The sequence below is a fragment of the Pseudomonas sp. Kh14 genome, assembly GCF_900291005.1.
GTDB classification, from domain to species: domain Bacteria; phylum Pseudomonadota; class Gammaproteobacteria; order Pseudomonadales; family Pseudomonadaceae; genus Aquipseudomonas; species Aquipseudomonas alloputida.
In genome coordinates this window covers 205,084-218,866 of record NZ_OLKJ01000034.1, presented here as the reverse complement: position 1 = coordinate 218,866, position 13,783 = coordinate 205,084, and the positions used below count along the sequence as shown (strand labels likewise).

Annotated in this window: 15 protein-coding genes; 8 read left to right on the top strand and 7 right to left on the bottom strand. The window is 61.1% G+C overall.

Going from position 1 to position 13,783, the window contains the following annotated elements; all coding sequences use genetic code 11:
- Positions 1-30: 30 nt before the first annotated feature.
- Positions 31-855 (bottom strand): S24 family peptidase, encoded by an 825-nt coding sequence (locus FQ668_RS18055; protein WP_019438358.1) that lies wholly within the window; start codon positions 853-855, stop codon positions 31-33.
- 164 nt (positions 856-1,019) lie between these two features.
- Here FQ668_RS18055 and FQ668_RS18050 point away from each other — a divergent pair, with 164 nt between their 5' ends.
- Positions 1,020-1,334 carry a hypothetical protein gene (locus tag FQ668_RS18050; protein WP_019438357.1) on the top strand — a complete coding sequence of 105 codons (315 nt, stop codon included), beginning with the start codon at positions 1,020-1,022 and terminating at the stop codon, positions 1,332-1,334.
- A gap of 89 nt (positions 1,335-1,423) precedes the next feature.
- Here FQ668_RS18050 and FQ668_RS18045 read toward each other — a convergent pair whose 3' ends face one another.
- Positions 1,424-1,606, bottom strand: a complete 183-nt coding sequence (locus FQ668_RS18045) for a hypothetical protein (protein WP_014590513.1) — start codon at positions 1,604-1,606, stop codon at positions 1,424-1,426.
- A 94-nt stretch (positions 1,607-1,700) separates the two neighbouring features.
- The gene (locus FQ668_RS18040) at positions 1,701-2,051 is read right to left on the bottom strand and encodes a hypothetical protein (RefSeq protein WP_014590514.1); all 351 of its coding nucleotides are present in this window, start codon (positions 2,049-2,051) and stop codon (positions 1,701-1,703) included.
- 161 nt (positions 2,052-2,212) lie between these two features.
- On the opposite strand from FQ668_RS18040, the gene FQ668_RS18035 reads away from it, so the two are divergent.
- Positions 2,213-3,034 (top strand): shikimate 5-dehydrogenase, encoded by an 822-nt coding sequence (locus FQ668_RS18035; RefSeq protein ID WP_014590515.1) that lies wholly within the window; start codon positions 2,213-2,215, stop codon positions 3,032-3,034.
- 56 nt (positions 3,035-3,090) lie between these two features.
- Here FQ668_RS18035 and FQ668_RS18030 read toward each other — a convergent pair whose 3' ends face one another.
- The 3 genes from FQ668_RS18030 to FQ668_RS18020 all read right to left on the bottom strand — a co-directional run bounded on the left by FQ668_RS18030 (position 3,091) and on the right by FQ668_RS18020 (position 4,542).
- Positions 3,091-3,333 (bottom strand): hypothetical protein, encoded by a 243-nt coding sequence (locus FQ668_RS18030; protein WP_019438356.1) that lies wholly within the window; start codon positions 3,331-3,333, stop codon positions 3,091-3,093.
- A gap of 97 nt (positions 3,334-3,430) precedes the next feature.
- Positions 3,431-3,958 carry a lactoylglutathione lyase gene (gene gloA / locus FQ668_RS18025; RefSeq protein ID WP_014590517.1) on the bottom strand — a complete coding sequence of 176 codons (528 nt, stop codon included), beginning with the start codon at positions 3,956-3,958 and terminating at the stop codon, positions 3,431-3,433.
- Positions 3,959-4,182: 224 nt separating this feature from the next.
- Positions 4,183-4,542 (bottom strand): histone-like nucleoid-structuring protein, MvaT/MvaU family, encoded by a 360-nt coding sequence (locus FQ668_RS18020; RefSeq protein ID WP_014590518.1) that lies wholly within the window; start codon positions 4,540-4,542, stop codon positions 4,183-4,185.
- Positions 4,543-4,903: 361 nt separating this feature from the next.
- Here FQ668_RS18020 and FQ668_RS18015 point away from each other — a divergent pair, with 361 nt between their 5' ends.
- Together FQ668_RS18015 and cobF are read left to right on the top strand one after the other, a co-directional pair.
- Positions 4,904-6,193 (top strand): OprD family porin, encoded by a 1,290-nt coding sequence (locus FQ668_RS18015; RefSeq protein WP_019438355.1) that lies wholly within the window; start codon positions 4,904-4,906, stop codon positions 6,191-6,193.
- Positions 6,194-6,260: 67 nt separating this feature from the next.
- Positions 6,261-7,010 (top strand): precorrin-6A synthase (deacetylating), encoded by a 750-nt coding sequence (gene cobF / locus FQ668_RS18010; RefSeq protein WP_019438354.1) that lies wholly within the window; start codon positions 6,261-6,263, stop codon positions 7,008-7,010.
- Positions 7,011-7,079: 69 nt separating this feature from the next.
- Here the strand turns inward: cobF and FQ668_RS18005 are convergent, their stop codons facing one another.
- Positions 7,080-7,430, bottom strand: a complete 351-nt coding sequence (locus FQ668_RS18005; RefSeq protein WP_019438353.1) for a response regulator — start codon at positions 7,428-7,430, stop codon at positions 7,080-7,082.
- Between the two features lie 248 nt (positions 7,431-7,678).
- Here FQ668_RS18005 and FQ668_RS18000 point away from each other — a divergent pair, with 248 nt between their 5' ends.
- Genes FQ668_RS18000 through FQ668_RS17985 form a run of 4 tightly spaced genes read left to right on the top strand, consistent with a single transcriptional unit; the run spans position 7,679 to position 13,756 of the window.
- Positions 7,679-11,146 carry a response regulator gene (locus tag FQ668_RS18000; RefSeq protein ID WP_023389376.1) on the top strand — a complete coding sequence of 1,156 codons (3,468 nt, stop codon included), beginning with the start codon at positions 7,679-7,681 and terminating at the stop codon, positions 11,144-11,146.
- Positions 11,143-11,964: a protein-glutamate O-methyltransferase CheR gene (locus FQ668_RS17995; RefSeq protein WP_010954591.1), complete on the top strand. Its 822-nt coding sequence runs from the start codon at positions 11,143-11,145 to the stop codon at positions 11,962-11,964. The genes FQ668_RS18000 and FQ668_RS17995 overlap by 4 nt, the downstream gene beginning before the upstream one ends.
- A complete protein-coding gene (locus FQ668_RS17990; RefSeq protein ID WP_014590523.1) occupies positions 11,961-12,536 on the top strand; it encodes a chemotaxis protein CheB in 576 nt (191 codons plus the stop codon). Before FQ668_RS17995 ends, FQ668_RS17990 begins: the two co-directional genes overlap by 4 nt.
- Positions 12,530-13,756 carry a hybrid sensor histidine kinase/response regulator gene (locus FQ668_RS17985; protein WP_010954589.1) on the top strand — a complete coding sequence of 409 codons (1,227 nt, stop codon included), beginning with the start codon at positions 12,530-12,532 and terminating at the stop codon, positions 13,754-13,756. The genes FQ668_RS17990 and FQ668_RS17985 overlap by 7 nt, the downstream gene beginning before the upstream one ends.
- Positions 13,757-13,783: the final 27 nt, after the last annotated feature.

The following is a 13,783-nucleotide window of genomic DNA, read 5'->3' as shown; positions in this document are numbered from 1 at the left end:
AAAAGCCCGCCGGTCAGGGCGGGCTTCGGTTTATACAAGGTGGGCATTCCACACCAGCAGGACCCTGGCCTGTATGTAGGTCTCTTCCCGACGAATCATACGGTCTTTGTGCCGCGAGTTGTCGGAGATCATCTCGAAGTGGTCCTCGTCCGCGATCTGTAGCCGCTTGATGTAGATGTGATCGCCCCAGGAAAAGAAGTAGATGCCATCGCCGACGAATTCGCGGATGCTGACGTCGACGATCAGCGGGTCGCGGTGCCTGATGGTCGGCTCCATCGACTGGCCCCAGCCGGTCACCATCTTCAGGTGATGGTGCTCGCTGAACGTCACGCCCAGTTCGCGCAGGTGACTGGGGCTGACGCGAACGTCCTTGAACATCTCGGGGTAGTCGTGGGGGATCTGGCCACCGCCCATGGCTGCCCGTACGTCATAGTGGGCGATCCACACTTCGTCACCGACCAGGCCGGGGCGAAGCGGCTCGGCTTCCAGCAGCGTGGCATCTGCAGGCTCTTGCGCCGCTGCCAGCAGCCTTTGCCGGGTCTCTTCGGAGATGCCTTTGCCGCTTCGGGCAAGCATCTGTCTGACCAGGTCGGCTGCAGAGAGCTTGTTGTCACCTGGCTCGACAGCCGCTTGCATGTGTTCGCCTGGCGACAGCGCGTCGAACCAGCCCCGTGGCAAGCCTTCGATGCCCTCGATGCGACGGGCCACGTCATCGCCCAGATTTTTTACAGTCTTGTCGGAAAGGATCTGGCTCAGGTGTGCAGGCGCCATCCCCCAGCGCTCTGCGCAGGTCCCCTTTCTCTGGCTGCCGATCAGTTTCACCAGGTTGTGCTTGCGAATTTGGTAGATGTCCATGGGGTGAAGCATGCCAGTGTTTAGCTTGCTGCTAAATGTGCGCATGGCTAAATCTGCTCTTGTCGTGTTGTTAGCTGTAGGCTAAATTAAGCGCACGAACAAGGAAAGCTAGCGAGACATTTTTCTCCACGGCTGATCACATCATCATCTGTAATGAGGTTCACATGGATCCGACCGACCTCGGCCCGGGCACCGTCACTTGGCTGGGCGGTACGGGGACTGTATTGCTGGGTGCGTTTTTGTGGCTGCGCAAATGGTTGTCGAGGGATGCAGTCGACCGCGCAATGGACACTGCAGAAATTGCCGTCATCCGCCACCTGACAGAGCTGCTGGACATCGAACGGGATGCGAGAAGGGAGGCGCAGGCAAAAGCTGATCTGCTCACCAGGGAGCGAAACGAGCTGGTGATGACCGTAGGCCGGCTGCAAGGCAAGGTCATGGTGCTGACCAGTAAGCTGGGCAGTAGCGGCCAAACATGAGCTGGCAGCCCGGTCAAACCGTGAAGAAAAAAAGCCCGCCAAATTGGCGGGCGACAAGGGCGCAGGGAGCAACGCACAACAAATTTGGTTCAGGCAACCAAGGTGCCTGGTTGCAACTGTTCGACCAGTGCCTGGGCTGAGGCGCGGGTCGGCATCGGGCCGCTCACGGCTTCGCCGTTGCGAACCAGGTACCAGCACGCCAGCAGGCCCTGCTCACGCAGTGAGGCGGGAACGGCGCTACCGACAACGGACATGATCTGGATAGTGGCCATTGGGACCTCCTTTAAAACATGGCTCTACCATACGCAGCAGCCGGATATGTTTGAAATCAACTTCCTCAATAGTGATCATTGGTCCTGTCAACCATTACCAGCGCGGTGGCCCGTAATACACCGGTGGCGGCCCATAATAGGTGCGGTAGCCCGGTGGCGGCGGAGGAGGCGCGTAGTAGGGCTGGTAGTACACCGGCTGTGGAGGCGGTTGTACGTACACCGGCGGGGCGTAGTAGACCGGCTGGCGCTCAACATACACAGTACGGTCATGGCCGCCATAAACCGTCGCCCCAACCACCGCGCCGGCCACTGCCGCACCCAGCAGGGGCCCCGGCCCATACCAACCACCGTGCCCATGGCTGCCATAGCCACCGTGAGCTGCTGCAGGCCCGCTGATGGCCAGGGCACCGACCAGCAGGACGATTCCGGGAATGAGACGGTTCATAAAACAACCCCGCAGGAAAACCCCACGTCCGGGGCCCTGTTACTATGACTCCGGTGTCTGTCAGCTGAGCACAGGGGAACGGTAAAGGTTGTGTAAGGGACGACCAGTGGCTGACTCTGTTACGCTGAATAAACGTTTCAGTCATGACCAAGGAGCCTCTTATGCCGACAACTCCCAGCCGGGACACCGTGCTTTGCATCTCTCTGGCCGGTCGCCCTGGCACCTTCGGCGTGCGCTTTCACAACCACCTGTACCAGCAGTTGGGCCTGGACTTCTACTACAAGGCCATGCGCACCGATGACCTGCCGGCGGCCGTGGCAGGGATCCGCGCCTTGGGTATTCGCGGCTGCGGGGTGTCGATGCCGTACAAGGAGGCCTGCATGGCCTTGGTCGACGAAATCGATCCCTCGGCGGCGGCCATCGAGTCGGTCAATACCCTTGTCAACTGCAATGGGCACCTGAAGGCTTACAACACCGATTACCTGGCCGTGCGCCAATTGCTGGTGCAGCATCAGGTCGATCCGGGCACGGCCTTTGCCCTGCGAGGCAGCGGTGGCATGGCCAAGGCCGTGGCCAGCGCCTTGCGCGATGCCGGGTTTGCCGAAGGCATCATCGTTGCACGCAACGAGCAGGCCGGGCGTCAGTTGGCGGATGTCTGTGGTTATCGCTGGGTGCCTGAGCCAGGTGACCTCTGCCCGCCGATGCTGGTGAACGTGACGCCGATCGGTATGGCAGGCGGGCAGGAGGCAGAAGAGCTGGCGTTTCCCGAGAACGCCATCTCGGCGGCGGAGCGGGTGTTCGATGTAGTGGCGATGCCGGCGCAGACGCCGTTGATTCGCCGGGCTCAGGCGTTGGGCAAGCCGGTGATCACTGGGCTGGAGGTCATTGCGCTGCAGGCGCTGGAACAGTTCGTGTTGTACACCGGGGTCAGGCCGTCGCAGGAGCAGGTGGATGCGGCGGTGGCATACGCGCGGGCGACCTGATGACGCCTACCCCCTTCGCGGCATCAGCCGCGAAGGGGGTACAGGTGAAACCCGGATCAGAACACGTCGTGCCCGTTATCCAGCTGTTTGTCGACCAGTGCCCGGCCATGGGCCAGCGACACACGCTGTGCATTCTCAAGGTCGGAGAAGAACTGCATTGGCATCGACATGCGCTTGCTGGTGTGCCCGTCCGGTGCCGTGATCAGGCAGCCGGCGGCATAGGGCAGGGGGGAGTCGGGATGGGGCATTACGCTGGCGGTGATAGTGTGCTCGCGGTATTCACAGTGAAGAGATTGCATCGTCCTTACCTCGCTGTGGTTTGTGAAGCAGTTACCTTCATATACCACAGCAAGAGGCCGGGAGTTCCCGGCCTGACGAGCGCGCCGCGACGAGCACTTAGCCTTCGAGCTCGGTTGGCTGGATCACTTCGATCCAGTAACCGTCCGGGTCCTTGACGAAGGCCAGATGGTTCATGCGGCCGTCCTGCAGGCGTTTCTGGAACGGCACTTCCAGTTCCTCGAAACGCGCGCAAGCGGCGCGGACATCGGGTACCGAAATGCAGATGTGGCCAAAACCGCGTGGGTCGGTGTTGCCATTGTGGTAGGCGAACTCGGCATCGTTTTCGGTGCCATGGTTGTGGGTCAGCTCCAGCACGCCGGGGATCGCCTTCATCCACTGGTGGCGGGCGGTGTCGTCAGCGGGGATCTGGGCAGGGTCGACCAGGGCCAGGAAGTACAGGCTGAAAGCGGCTTCAGGGAAGTCACGCTTGTCCACCAGGCGGAAGCCCAGCACGCGGGTGTAGAAGTCCAGCGACTTCTCGATGTCCTTGACCCGCAGCATGGTGTGGTTGAAGACGAACTGGGCGGTGGCGGCGTCAGGTTGCGCGGTGACGCCAGGCAGGGTTTGCAGATCGTGCAGGCTCATGGGAACTCCTGAGACGGGGCCGGGCACAGGGCGCCGGCAAAACAGACAGGCTGGCCATGATACGGCAGTGCGCCGATTGCGCAAATGAAAGCGCCCTGCGAAGGCAGGGCGCTGAAATTAGAGGCCCGCATGTGCGGGCGCGTGATGGGGTCGCTAGTCCTTTAGCTGTTTCGATACTGAGCCAGCCCTTGTGAAAAAAGTGTGAAGCCTGTGTGGGCATTTCATCAGCGTACCCAGCTTTCTACCGTGGCGGCCCCATACTGTTCTTTCCAGGCCTTGAGGCCGCGGTGGTTGCCGCCTTTGGTCTCGATTCGCTCGCCGGTGTGCGGGTTCTGATAGACCTTGACCACCCGCGGGCGGCGTTGTTGCTTGGGCGATGTGCTGGAAGCGCGGGCCACAGCCTTCGGGTCGAGGATGGCGATGATATCGCGCAGGCTCTTGTCATAGCTTTTCATCAGGCCGACTAGTTTCTGCTCGAATTCGATTTCGCGTTTGAGGCCGGCATCCTTTTTCAACGCTTCCAGTTGTGCCATCTGTTCCTGGAGCGCTTTTTCGGCAGCACGAAACTCTGCAAGTCTGGACACTGTAATCACTCCTGTACGTCGGTCGTGGCAGGGCGTGACGAACATTGAAGACGCGTAAAAACGCCGGCCACGCAGTTGGGTTCCACTGTTCGCTGATATCGAGTGTAGTCATTCATCGCTACTGGGTAAACTGCTAACTTTTTGCAAGTAAGGCGGGAACTTTCCTAGTTTTGCGCGCGGTATTTGCCGGTTTTTCTGCGGTTGCACGACAGGGGGCCTAGACCATGGTCCAATGGCCCGCGCCAGAGCCTTTGCGCGATCATTTCAGATGATGGCTGACTCATGTTCGGACCTGCCGCAGTACCGTGGCCAACACGTGCCACAGGTTGTTAAATCGTCTTCATTCTGGATGTTTCCTCGCATGTTTTCCCCTTTCCCCCTCGCCCCTGGGCGCCGTGTTACCGGCCTGTTTCTGTTGTGTGCCGGTGTCAACGTCCAGGCTGCCGGGTTTCTTGAAGACGGCAGTGCAAAGGTCGAAGCACGCAATGTCTATTTCAACCGCGACTTCCGGGACGGTTACAGCAGTTCCAGCCAGGGCGCATCCAAGCGCGAAGAGTGGGCGCAAGGCTTTATCCTCAATGTGCAATCGGGTTATACGCAAGGTCCGGTAGGTGTTGGTGTGGATGCGCTGGGCATGTTCGGCTTCAAACTGGATTCCAGCCCGGCCGACAGCAACAGTGGATTGCTGCCCTCGTCTGGCCACGACCCCCGGCACTCGGCCGACCAGTATGCGAAGATGGGCCTGGCGGCCAAGATCAAGGTGTCCAATACCGTGCTCAAGTACGGTTCGATGATGCCGGATGTCCCGTTGCTCAAGTACAACGATGGCCGTCTGCTGCCGACCCTGTTCCAGGGTGCCATGCTCACCTCTGAAGAACTGCACGACCTGAAGTTCACCCTGGCTCGCCTGGACAAATACACCGCTCGGGATTCCACCGATCGCCAGGACATCCGCGTGCACTGCAAGAACAAGCGTTATGCCTGCGATACCGACGCCGACCACTTCGACCTGGCCGGTGTCGACTACCGTTTTAACGAGCGTTTCAGCGCCCAGTACCAAGTGGCCAAACTGGAGAATATCTACCGTCAGCACTTCCTCGGCCTGGTGGCCAGCCAGCCGCTGCCGGTGGGCAGCCTGTCGGCTGACGTGCGCCTGATCAAGAGTGATGACATCGGCAATGCCCATGCGGGTGAAATCGACCATCGCGCCTTCAGCGGCATGCTTGGCTACAGCCTCGGTGGCCACAAGCTCAGCGCCGGCTGGCAGCGCATGTATGGCAACAGTGCCATGCCGTACCTGGATGGTAGCAACCCGTACTTGGTCAACTACGCCCAGGTCAATGATTTCGCCGCTGCACAGGAGCGCTCCTGGCAAGTTCGCTATGACTACGACTTCAAGGCGCTGGGTGTACCCGGCCTGACCTTCTTCACCCGTTATATCAACGGCGACAATATCAAGGTGCCGGGCAGCAGTGCCGAAGGCAAGGAGTGGGAACGCGACACCGAGTTCAAATACCAGGTGCAAAGTGGCACCTTCAAGGATGTCAGCGTACGTCTGCGTAATTCCACTTACCGCAGTAACTATGAAAGGTGGGCGCGTGACATGGATGAGACGCGGGTCATTGTCAGCTACAACTTCTCGATCTTCTAAGCGGCTGCTTTGCCAAATACCGGTAGCCGCCTGACAATGGTGGCGGGTTCCCGCAAAGGGCAGGGCAATGAAAGACCTGTTGTTGATCGGCATCGGCGCGGGTGACCCGCGCCAGGTCACCTATGAAGCGGTCGATGCGCTGCGCAGTGCCAGCGTGTTCTTCGTGCTCGACAAGGGCGACGACAAAGATGAACTGGTGCGCCTGCGCAAGGCCATTCTGCAGCGCTATCGCCCCGAAGGTGGTTATCGCCTGGTGCCGGTGGTCGACCCGTTGCGCGATGTGCAGGCGGATGACTACCTTGGCGCGGTGCAGAACTGGCACCGGCAGCGTGCTGCGCTGTATGCGCGCCTGATCGAGGAGGAAATTGGCGACGGTGAAACAGGTGCCTTCCTGCTGTGGGGCGAGCCCACCCTCTACGACAGCACCCTGCGCATACTCGACCTGGTCCGCGAACAGGGCGTGACGCTGCGCTTGCAGGTCATCCCTGGCATCAGCAGTGTGCAGGCGCTGGCGGCGCGGCACCAGGTGCCGCTCAACCGCATCGGCGAGCCCCTGACCGTGCTGCCGGGGCGACGCCTGGCCGAGCAGGGGCCTGTGGACAATGTGGTGGTGATGCTCGACGGGCAGTGCGCCTTTGCCGGGCTCGATGACCCGGCGTTGACCATCTACTGGGGCGCGTACCTGGGGACCGAGGATGAAGTGCTGATTGCCGGGCCGCTGCAGGCGGTGAAGGTGCAGATACTGGAAGTGCGCGAGCGGGAGCGGGCGCGCAAGGGGTGGATCATGGATACCTATCTGCTGCGCAGAGAGCTGTGAGGTGGGTTGCATGTGCCTGCCTCTTCGCGGGCAAGCCCGCGCCTACGAGCGAAACAGGCGACGCGGTGCTCAAGGGGTACCCAGAATACCCACCACCGTGTTCCGCAACTGGTCGATGCTGAACGGCTTGCCGATCAGGTGCATGCCCTCCGGCACATTGAGACTGTCGGCGTAGCCGCTGGCGAACAGCACCGGTAATAACGGCCGCAGTTCGCGCGCTTTACCCGCCAGCACCTCACCTCGCATGTCCGGCAGCCCCACATCGGTCATCATCAGTGCCAGCGCCTGGCTGGGGTCTTCAAGTACACGCAGGGCGGCTGTGGCGTCTTCTGCCTCGATGACCTTGTAGCCCAAGTCGTCGAGCACTTCGACCATCAGCATACGTACGATGTCGTCGTCTTCGACTACCAGAAGGTGCATGGTTCAAATCCTGTACAAATCAGTGTCTTTAATCTGTGCACCGCGCGGCATCAGAAGTTCCCGAGGATACCGCTCCATGCAAATAGATGGAACGATTGCCGAAAGCAACCTTCAAATACTGGCTAAATGCCCTGCCAGAGCTGTCAAAGCTGGTTAGACTCGCTTATCAGGACAGCGCAGTGGCAGATAACAATAACGACTGATCGGCCACTCTTTTCAATGGACTTTTCTAGCTCGGGCGTCTTCTCATGATTCAAGCAGCCACGATGGACCAGCGAAGCTTTCGCAAGCTGTTGAGCCGTAACATCGGCCTCCCCCTGGGGGTTGGCCTGCTGGGGGCAGTGGCCTTCGTCGCGGTGATCAACTACCTGCTTTCGGCCATGCAGTGGGTCGAGCACACCGACCGGGTGATCGGCAATGCCAACGAAACGGTCAAGCTGTCGATCGACATGGAAACGGGCATGCGCGGTTTCCTGATCACGGGCGACGAGCGCTTCCTTGACCCTTACGAGGTGGCCAAGCCACGCATTCTCGGCAGCCTGCAAAGCCTGCGCAGCATGGTCGAGGACAACCCGCAGCAGGTTGACCGTATTGACCGGCTGATGGCCTTGCAGCAGGCCTGGAACGACTTCGGTAACGAGATGATCAGCCTGCGCCGCAGCCAGGGCGATTACCAGGCCTCGATCGGCAATGGCCGGGGCAAGCGCATCACCGATGAAATCCGCAAGGAGTTCGATGACCTGATCATTACCGAACAACAACTGCGCATGGCCCGTAACGAAAAAGTCAGTGCCGTCACTGTGACGGCGATTTCGGCTTTCGTGCTGTTCATTGTCGGCCTCAGTGCATTGCTGGCCTACCTGGGCCGTCGTGACCTGCTGGCACTTTCGGCCAACTACGCTGAAAACCTGCAAGCCCAGCAACGCTCGGCGCAGCGCCTGGAGCACCAGGCCTGGTTGCGCACCGGCCAGACCCAGCTGACGCAGCAGGTGCTCGGGCAGCTGACCTTGCCCATGCTTGGCGAGAACATCCTGCGCTTCTTTGCCTCTTATCTGGGCAGCGTGGTGGGCGCCGTGTACGTGCGCGACGAGCATGGCCGGCTGGTGCGCGTGGCCTGTTATGGCCTGAGTACCGAAGAGCAGGCCCGCGAGCAGATCGAGTCGGATCACCATGGCCTGTTGGCCCAGGCGGTCCGCGAAGGCCGCTTGCTGCGCCTGGAGGAACTGCCCGAAGATTTCTATCGCCTCAGTTCCGGCCTGGGCAGTGGCTTGCCGCGCAGTGCATTGCTGATGCCGGCGACCGAAGACGGGCAGATCAACGGGGTGATCGAGCTGGGTTTCCTGCGCCCCTTGCAAGAACGGGATGAAGAGCTGCTGGAGCGGGTCGGCGGCAACCTGGGCATGTCGATCGAGAGTGCCCGTTATCGTCAGCGCTTGCAGGAAGTGCTGGCTGAAACCCAGCAACTCAATGAAGAGCTGCAGGTGCAGCAGGAAGAACTCAAGACTGCCAACGAAGAGCTCGAAGAGCAGTCACGGGTGCTCAAGGAGTCTCAAGCCCATCTGGAAACCCAACAGGCCGAACTCGAGCAGACCAACGAGCAGTTGTCGGAACGCACCGATGCGCTGGACCGCAAGAACGATGAGCTGAGCCAGGCGCAGCTGGAGCTGCAGGCCCGTGCCGACGACCTGCAGCGATCGAGCAAGTACAAGTCCGAATTCCTCGCCAACATGTCCCATGAGCTGCGCACGCCGCTCAACAGCTCGCTGATCCTGGCCAAGTTGTTGGCTGAGAACGGTGAAGGCAACCTCAGTGAGGAGCAGGTCAAGTTCGCCGAATCCATCTACTCGGCCGGTAACGATCTGCTCAACCTTATCAACGACATTCTCGATATCGCCAAGGTCGAGGCCGGCAAGCTCGAAGTACGGCCCGAAACCACCCAGGTCGAGCGCCTGGTCGAGGGCTTGCGCGGCATGTTCCAGCCGCTTGCCGGTCACAAGGGCCTGGCCTTCGAGGTCAAGGTCGAGCCGCAGGTACCGGTCACGCTGTTCACCGACCGTCAGCGCCTGGAGCAAATCCTCAAGAACCTGCTGTCCAACGCCCTCAAGTTCACCGAGCGTGGCCAGGTCAGCATGAACGTCAGCTTCCAGGCTGGCAGCGGTATCGTGTTCGCAGTCCGTGACACCGGCATCGGCATTGCGGCCGATCAACAGCAGGCGATCTTCGGCGCCTTCCACCAGGTCGATGGCACCAGCAATCGCCGTTATGGTGGCACTGGCCTGGGTCTGTCGATCTCCCGTGACCTGGCGCATTTGCTCGGTGGCCAGATCAATGTCGACAGCAGCCCCGGGCAAGGCAGCGTGTTCAGCCTGATTCTGCCGGAGCGCTATGCCGCCGAGGCCGAAGACATCGAGCCGCAAAGCCTGCGCCCGGCCGTCGATGCGTTGCCGCCTGCACCGCAAGTGCCGCTGGCCGCCACTGTCATGCGCCCGGCGCCGGCCTTTGCCGACGACCGCGAGCGGGCCCCTTTCGATACCCGATGCATTCTGGTGATCGAAGACGAGCCCAACTTTGCCCGCATCCTCTTCGACCTGGCCCATGAGCTGGGCTATAGCTGCCTGGTGGCCCATGGCGCCGACGAAGGCTTCGAGCTGGCAGCCCAGTACATTCCGGATGCGATCCTGCTGGACATGCGCCTGCCCGACCACTCAGGCCTGACCGTCCTGCAGCGCCTCAAGGAGCAGGCCAGCACCCGCCATATCCCGGTGCACATCATTTCGGTGGAAGACCGCGTCGAGGCGGCCATGCACATGGGGGCGGTGGGGTATGCGGTCAAACCCACCAGCCGCGAGGAGCTCAAGGAGGTGTTCGCTCGCCTGGAAGCCAAGCTCACGCAAAAGCTCAAGCACATCCTGCTGGTGGAAGACGACGACCTGCAGCGCGAGAGCATCGCCCGGCTGATCGGCGATGACGATGTCGAGATCACGGCCGTCGCCATGGCCCAGGATGCACTGGCGCTGTTACGCCAGAACATCTACGACTGCATGATCATCGACCTCAAGCTGCCAGACATGCTCGGCAACGAGCTGCTCAAGCGCATGACCGCCGAGGATATCCGCGCCTTCCCGCCGGTGATCGTGTATACCGGCCGCAACCTCACCCGCGAGGAAGAAGCCGACCTGCTCAAGTATTCACGCTCGATCATCATCAAGGGCGCACGTTCGCCGGAGCGCCTGCTCGACGAGGTAACGCTGTTCCTGCACAAGGTCGAATCGCAGCTGTCCAACGAGCGTCAGCGCATGCTCAAGACCGCGCGCAGCCGCGACAAGGTGTTCGAGGGCCGCAAGGTGCTGCTGGTGGACGACGATGTGCGTAATATCTTCGCCCTGACCAGCGCCCTGGAGCACAAGGGCGCCATTGTCGAAATCGGCCGCAACGGGCGCGAAGCCATCGAGCGCCTGGAGCAGCACGACGACATCGACCTGGTGCTGATGGACGTGATGATGCCGGAGATGGACGGCTTCGAGGCCACCCGCCTGATCCGTCAGCAACCGCGCTGGCGCAAACTGCCGATCATCGCCGTGACCGCCAAGGCCATGAAAGATGACCAGCAGCGTTGCCTGCAAGCCGGTGCCAATGATTACCTGGCCAAGCCGATCGACCTGGACCGCCTGTTCTCGTTGATCCGTGTCTGGCTGCCGCAACTGGAGCGAATTTGACTAGCGAACGCAACACCGACATTGAGATCCGACTGCTGATCGAGGCGATCTACCTCAAGTACAGCTACGATTTCCGCAATTATTCCGGCGCTTCGATCAAGCGCCGGATTCTCCACGCGCTGCGTCAGTTCGATTGCCTGACGGTGTCTGCGTTGCAGGAACGTGTGCTGCACGACCCGGGCATGTTCATGCAACTGCTGCAATACCTGACGATCCCGGTCAGCGAGATGTTCCGTGACCCTGACCACTTCCTTGCCGTGCGCAACGAAGTGGTGCCGCTGCTGCGCACCTGGCCGTCGATCAAAGTCTGGATCGCGGGCTGCAGCACGGGGGAGGAGGTGTATTCCATGGCCATCCTGTTGCGTGAGGAAGGGCTGCTTGAACGCACCATCATCTACGCCACCGACATCAACCCGCATTCGCTGGACAGGGCCAAGCAGGGCATCTACTCGATGCAGAGCATGCGCGAGTACGAGGAAAACTACCGCCTGGCCGGTGGCCGGCGTGACTTCGCCGAGTACTACACCGCCGCCTATGGCAACGCCATCATGGACAGCAGCCTGCGCGACAATGTGACCTTCGCCGACCACAGCCTGGCCACCGACAGCGTGTTCTCCGAGACCCAACTGGTGTCGTGCCGCAATGTGCTGATCTACTTCAACAAGGACCTGCAGGATCGGGCGCTGGGCCTGTTCCATGAGTCGCTCTGCCACCGCGGTTTCCTGGTGCTGGGTAGCAAGGAATCGGTGGACTTTTCGGCCTACAGCGATCGTTTCGAGCCGCTGGTCAAGCCCCAACGGATCTTCCGTAAATCATGAGCGGCGTACGCGCAGTGGTGATCGGCGCCTCGGCGGGAGGCGTGGCGGCATTGTTCCAGGTGCTCGGCACGCTGCCATCGGCGTTCGCCATACCGGTGCTCTGCGTGCTGCACCTGCCGGACGACCGCCACAGCCAACTGGCTGGCGTGCTGCAGCGGCGGCTGCATCGGCCGGTATGTGAGGCACGTGACAAGGAGAGCATCAGCAGCGGGCAGATCTATGTGGCGGGGCCGGGTTACCACTTGTCGGTGGAGCGCGACCTGACGCTGTCGCTGAGCCAGGAAGAACCCGTGCACTTCTCGCGCCCGGCGATCGATTTCCTGTTCATCTCGGCGGCCGATGCCTATGGCGATGGCCTGCTGGGTGTGCTGCTCACCGGGGCCAACGAAGACGGCGCCAGGGGCCTTGCCTACATCAAGAACAATGGGGGGCGCACGATCGTCCAGGACCCTCGTGACGCACAGGTTGCCCTGATGCCGGAGGCCGCCCTGGCCCAGCACCAGCCCGACCATATCCTTACTCTGAGCGGTATCGGGCAGTTGCTCGCGACCCTGGAATACAGCGCATGCTAAGCCACACCACCGCCAAACTGCTGATTGTCGACGACTTGCCGGAAAACCTGCTGGCGCTCGATGCCCTGATCCAGGGCGAGGACCGTGAGGTGCACCAGGCACAGTCTGCCGAGGCAGCCTTGTCGTTGCTGCTTGAGCACGAGTTCGCACTGGCCATTCTCGATGTGCAGATGCCGGGCATGAACGGTTTCGAACTGGCCGAGCTGATGCGCGGTACCGACAAGACCAAGCACATCCCGATCGTCTTCGTCAGTGCGGCGGGACGCGAGATGAATTATGCCTTCAAGGGCTACGAGAGCGGGGCCGTGGACTTTCTACACAAGCCGCTCGACACCCTGGCGGTAAAAAGCAAGGTCTCGGTGTTCGTCGACCTGTTCCGCCAACGCAAGGTGCTTGGCCGTCAACTAGAGGCCCTTGAGCAGAGCCGCCAGGAACAGGAGCTGCTGCTCAGCCAGCTGCAGGTGGCAAGGTGTGAGCTGGAGCACGCCGTGCGCATGCGTGACGACTTCATGTCGATCGTCTCCCACGAGGTGCGTACGCCGCTCAATGGCCTGATCCTGGAAACCCAGTTGCGCAAGATGCACCTGGCACGGGGCAACCTGGACGCGTTCAGTGTCGACAAGCTGCAGGCCATGGTCGAGCGCGACGAACGGCAGATCAACAGCCTGATCCGGTTGGTAGAGGACATGCTCGATGTTTCGCGCATCCGTACCGGTAAACTGTCGCTGCGGCCCAAACTGTTTGATCTGGGCCAACTGGTGCGTGGGCTGGTGGAAAACTTCACGGCGCAGGCCATGGCCCTGGAAACACACATCGAATTGCAGCGTTGCGAAGCGCTGAAGGGGGAGTGGGACGAATTCCGGATTGAACAAGTAGTGGCCAACCTGTTGTCCAATGCAATGCGTTACGGCGAGCGCAATCCGGTGCAGGTACGGGTGTTCGAGCAGGGCGGCATGGCCTGGGTGCAGGTGCAGGATCACGGCATCGGTATCAGCGCCGCCAACCAGCAGCGGATCTTCCAGCAGTTCGAGCGGGTCGCGGCCCAGCAGGCCAGCGGAGGTCTGGGCTTGGGGCTGTACATCTCCGAGCAGATCGTCCAGGCGCACGGTGGTCGGATACAGGTTGAAAGCGAGGAGGGCAAGGGTGCCACATTCACCCTGCAATTGCCGCTGGCAACATTCAAAGAACAAAACGACCAGGCGCGGGCAACCTCTGTGTAAGCCTGGGGTCTGATGGCCAACTGTAAG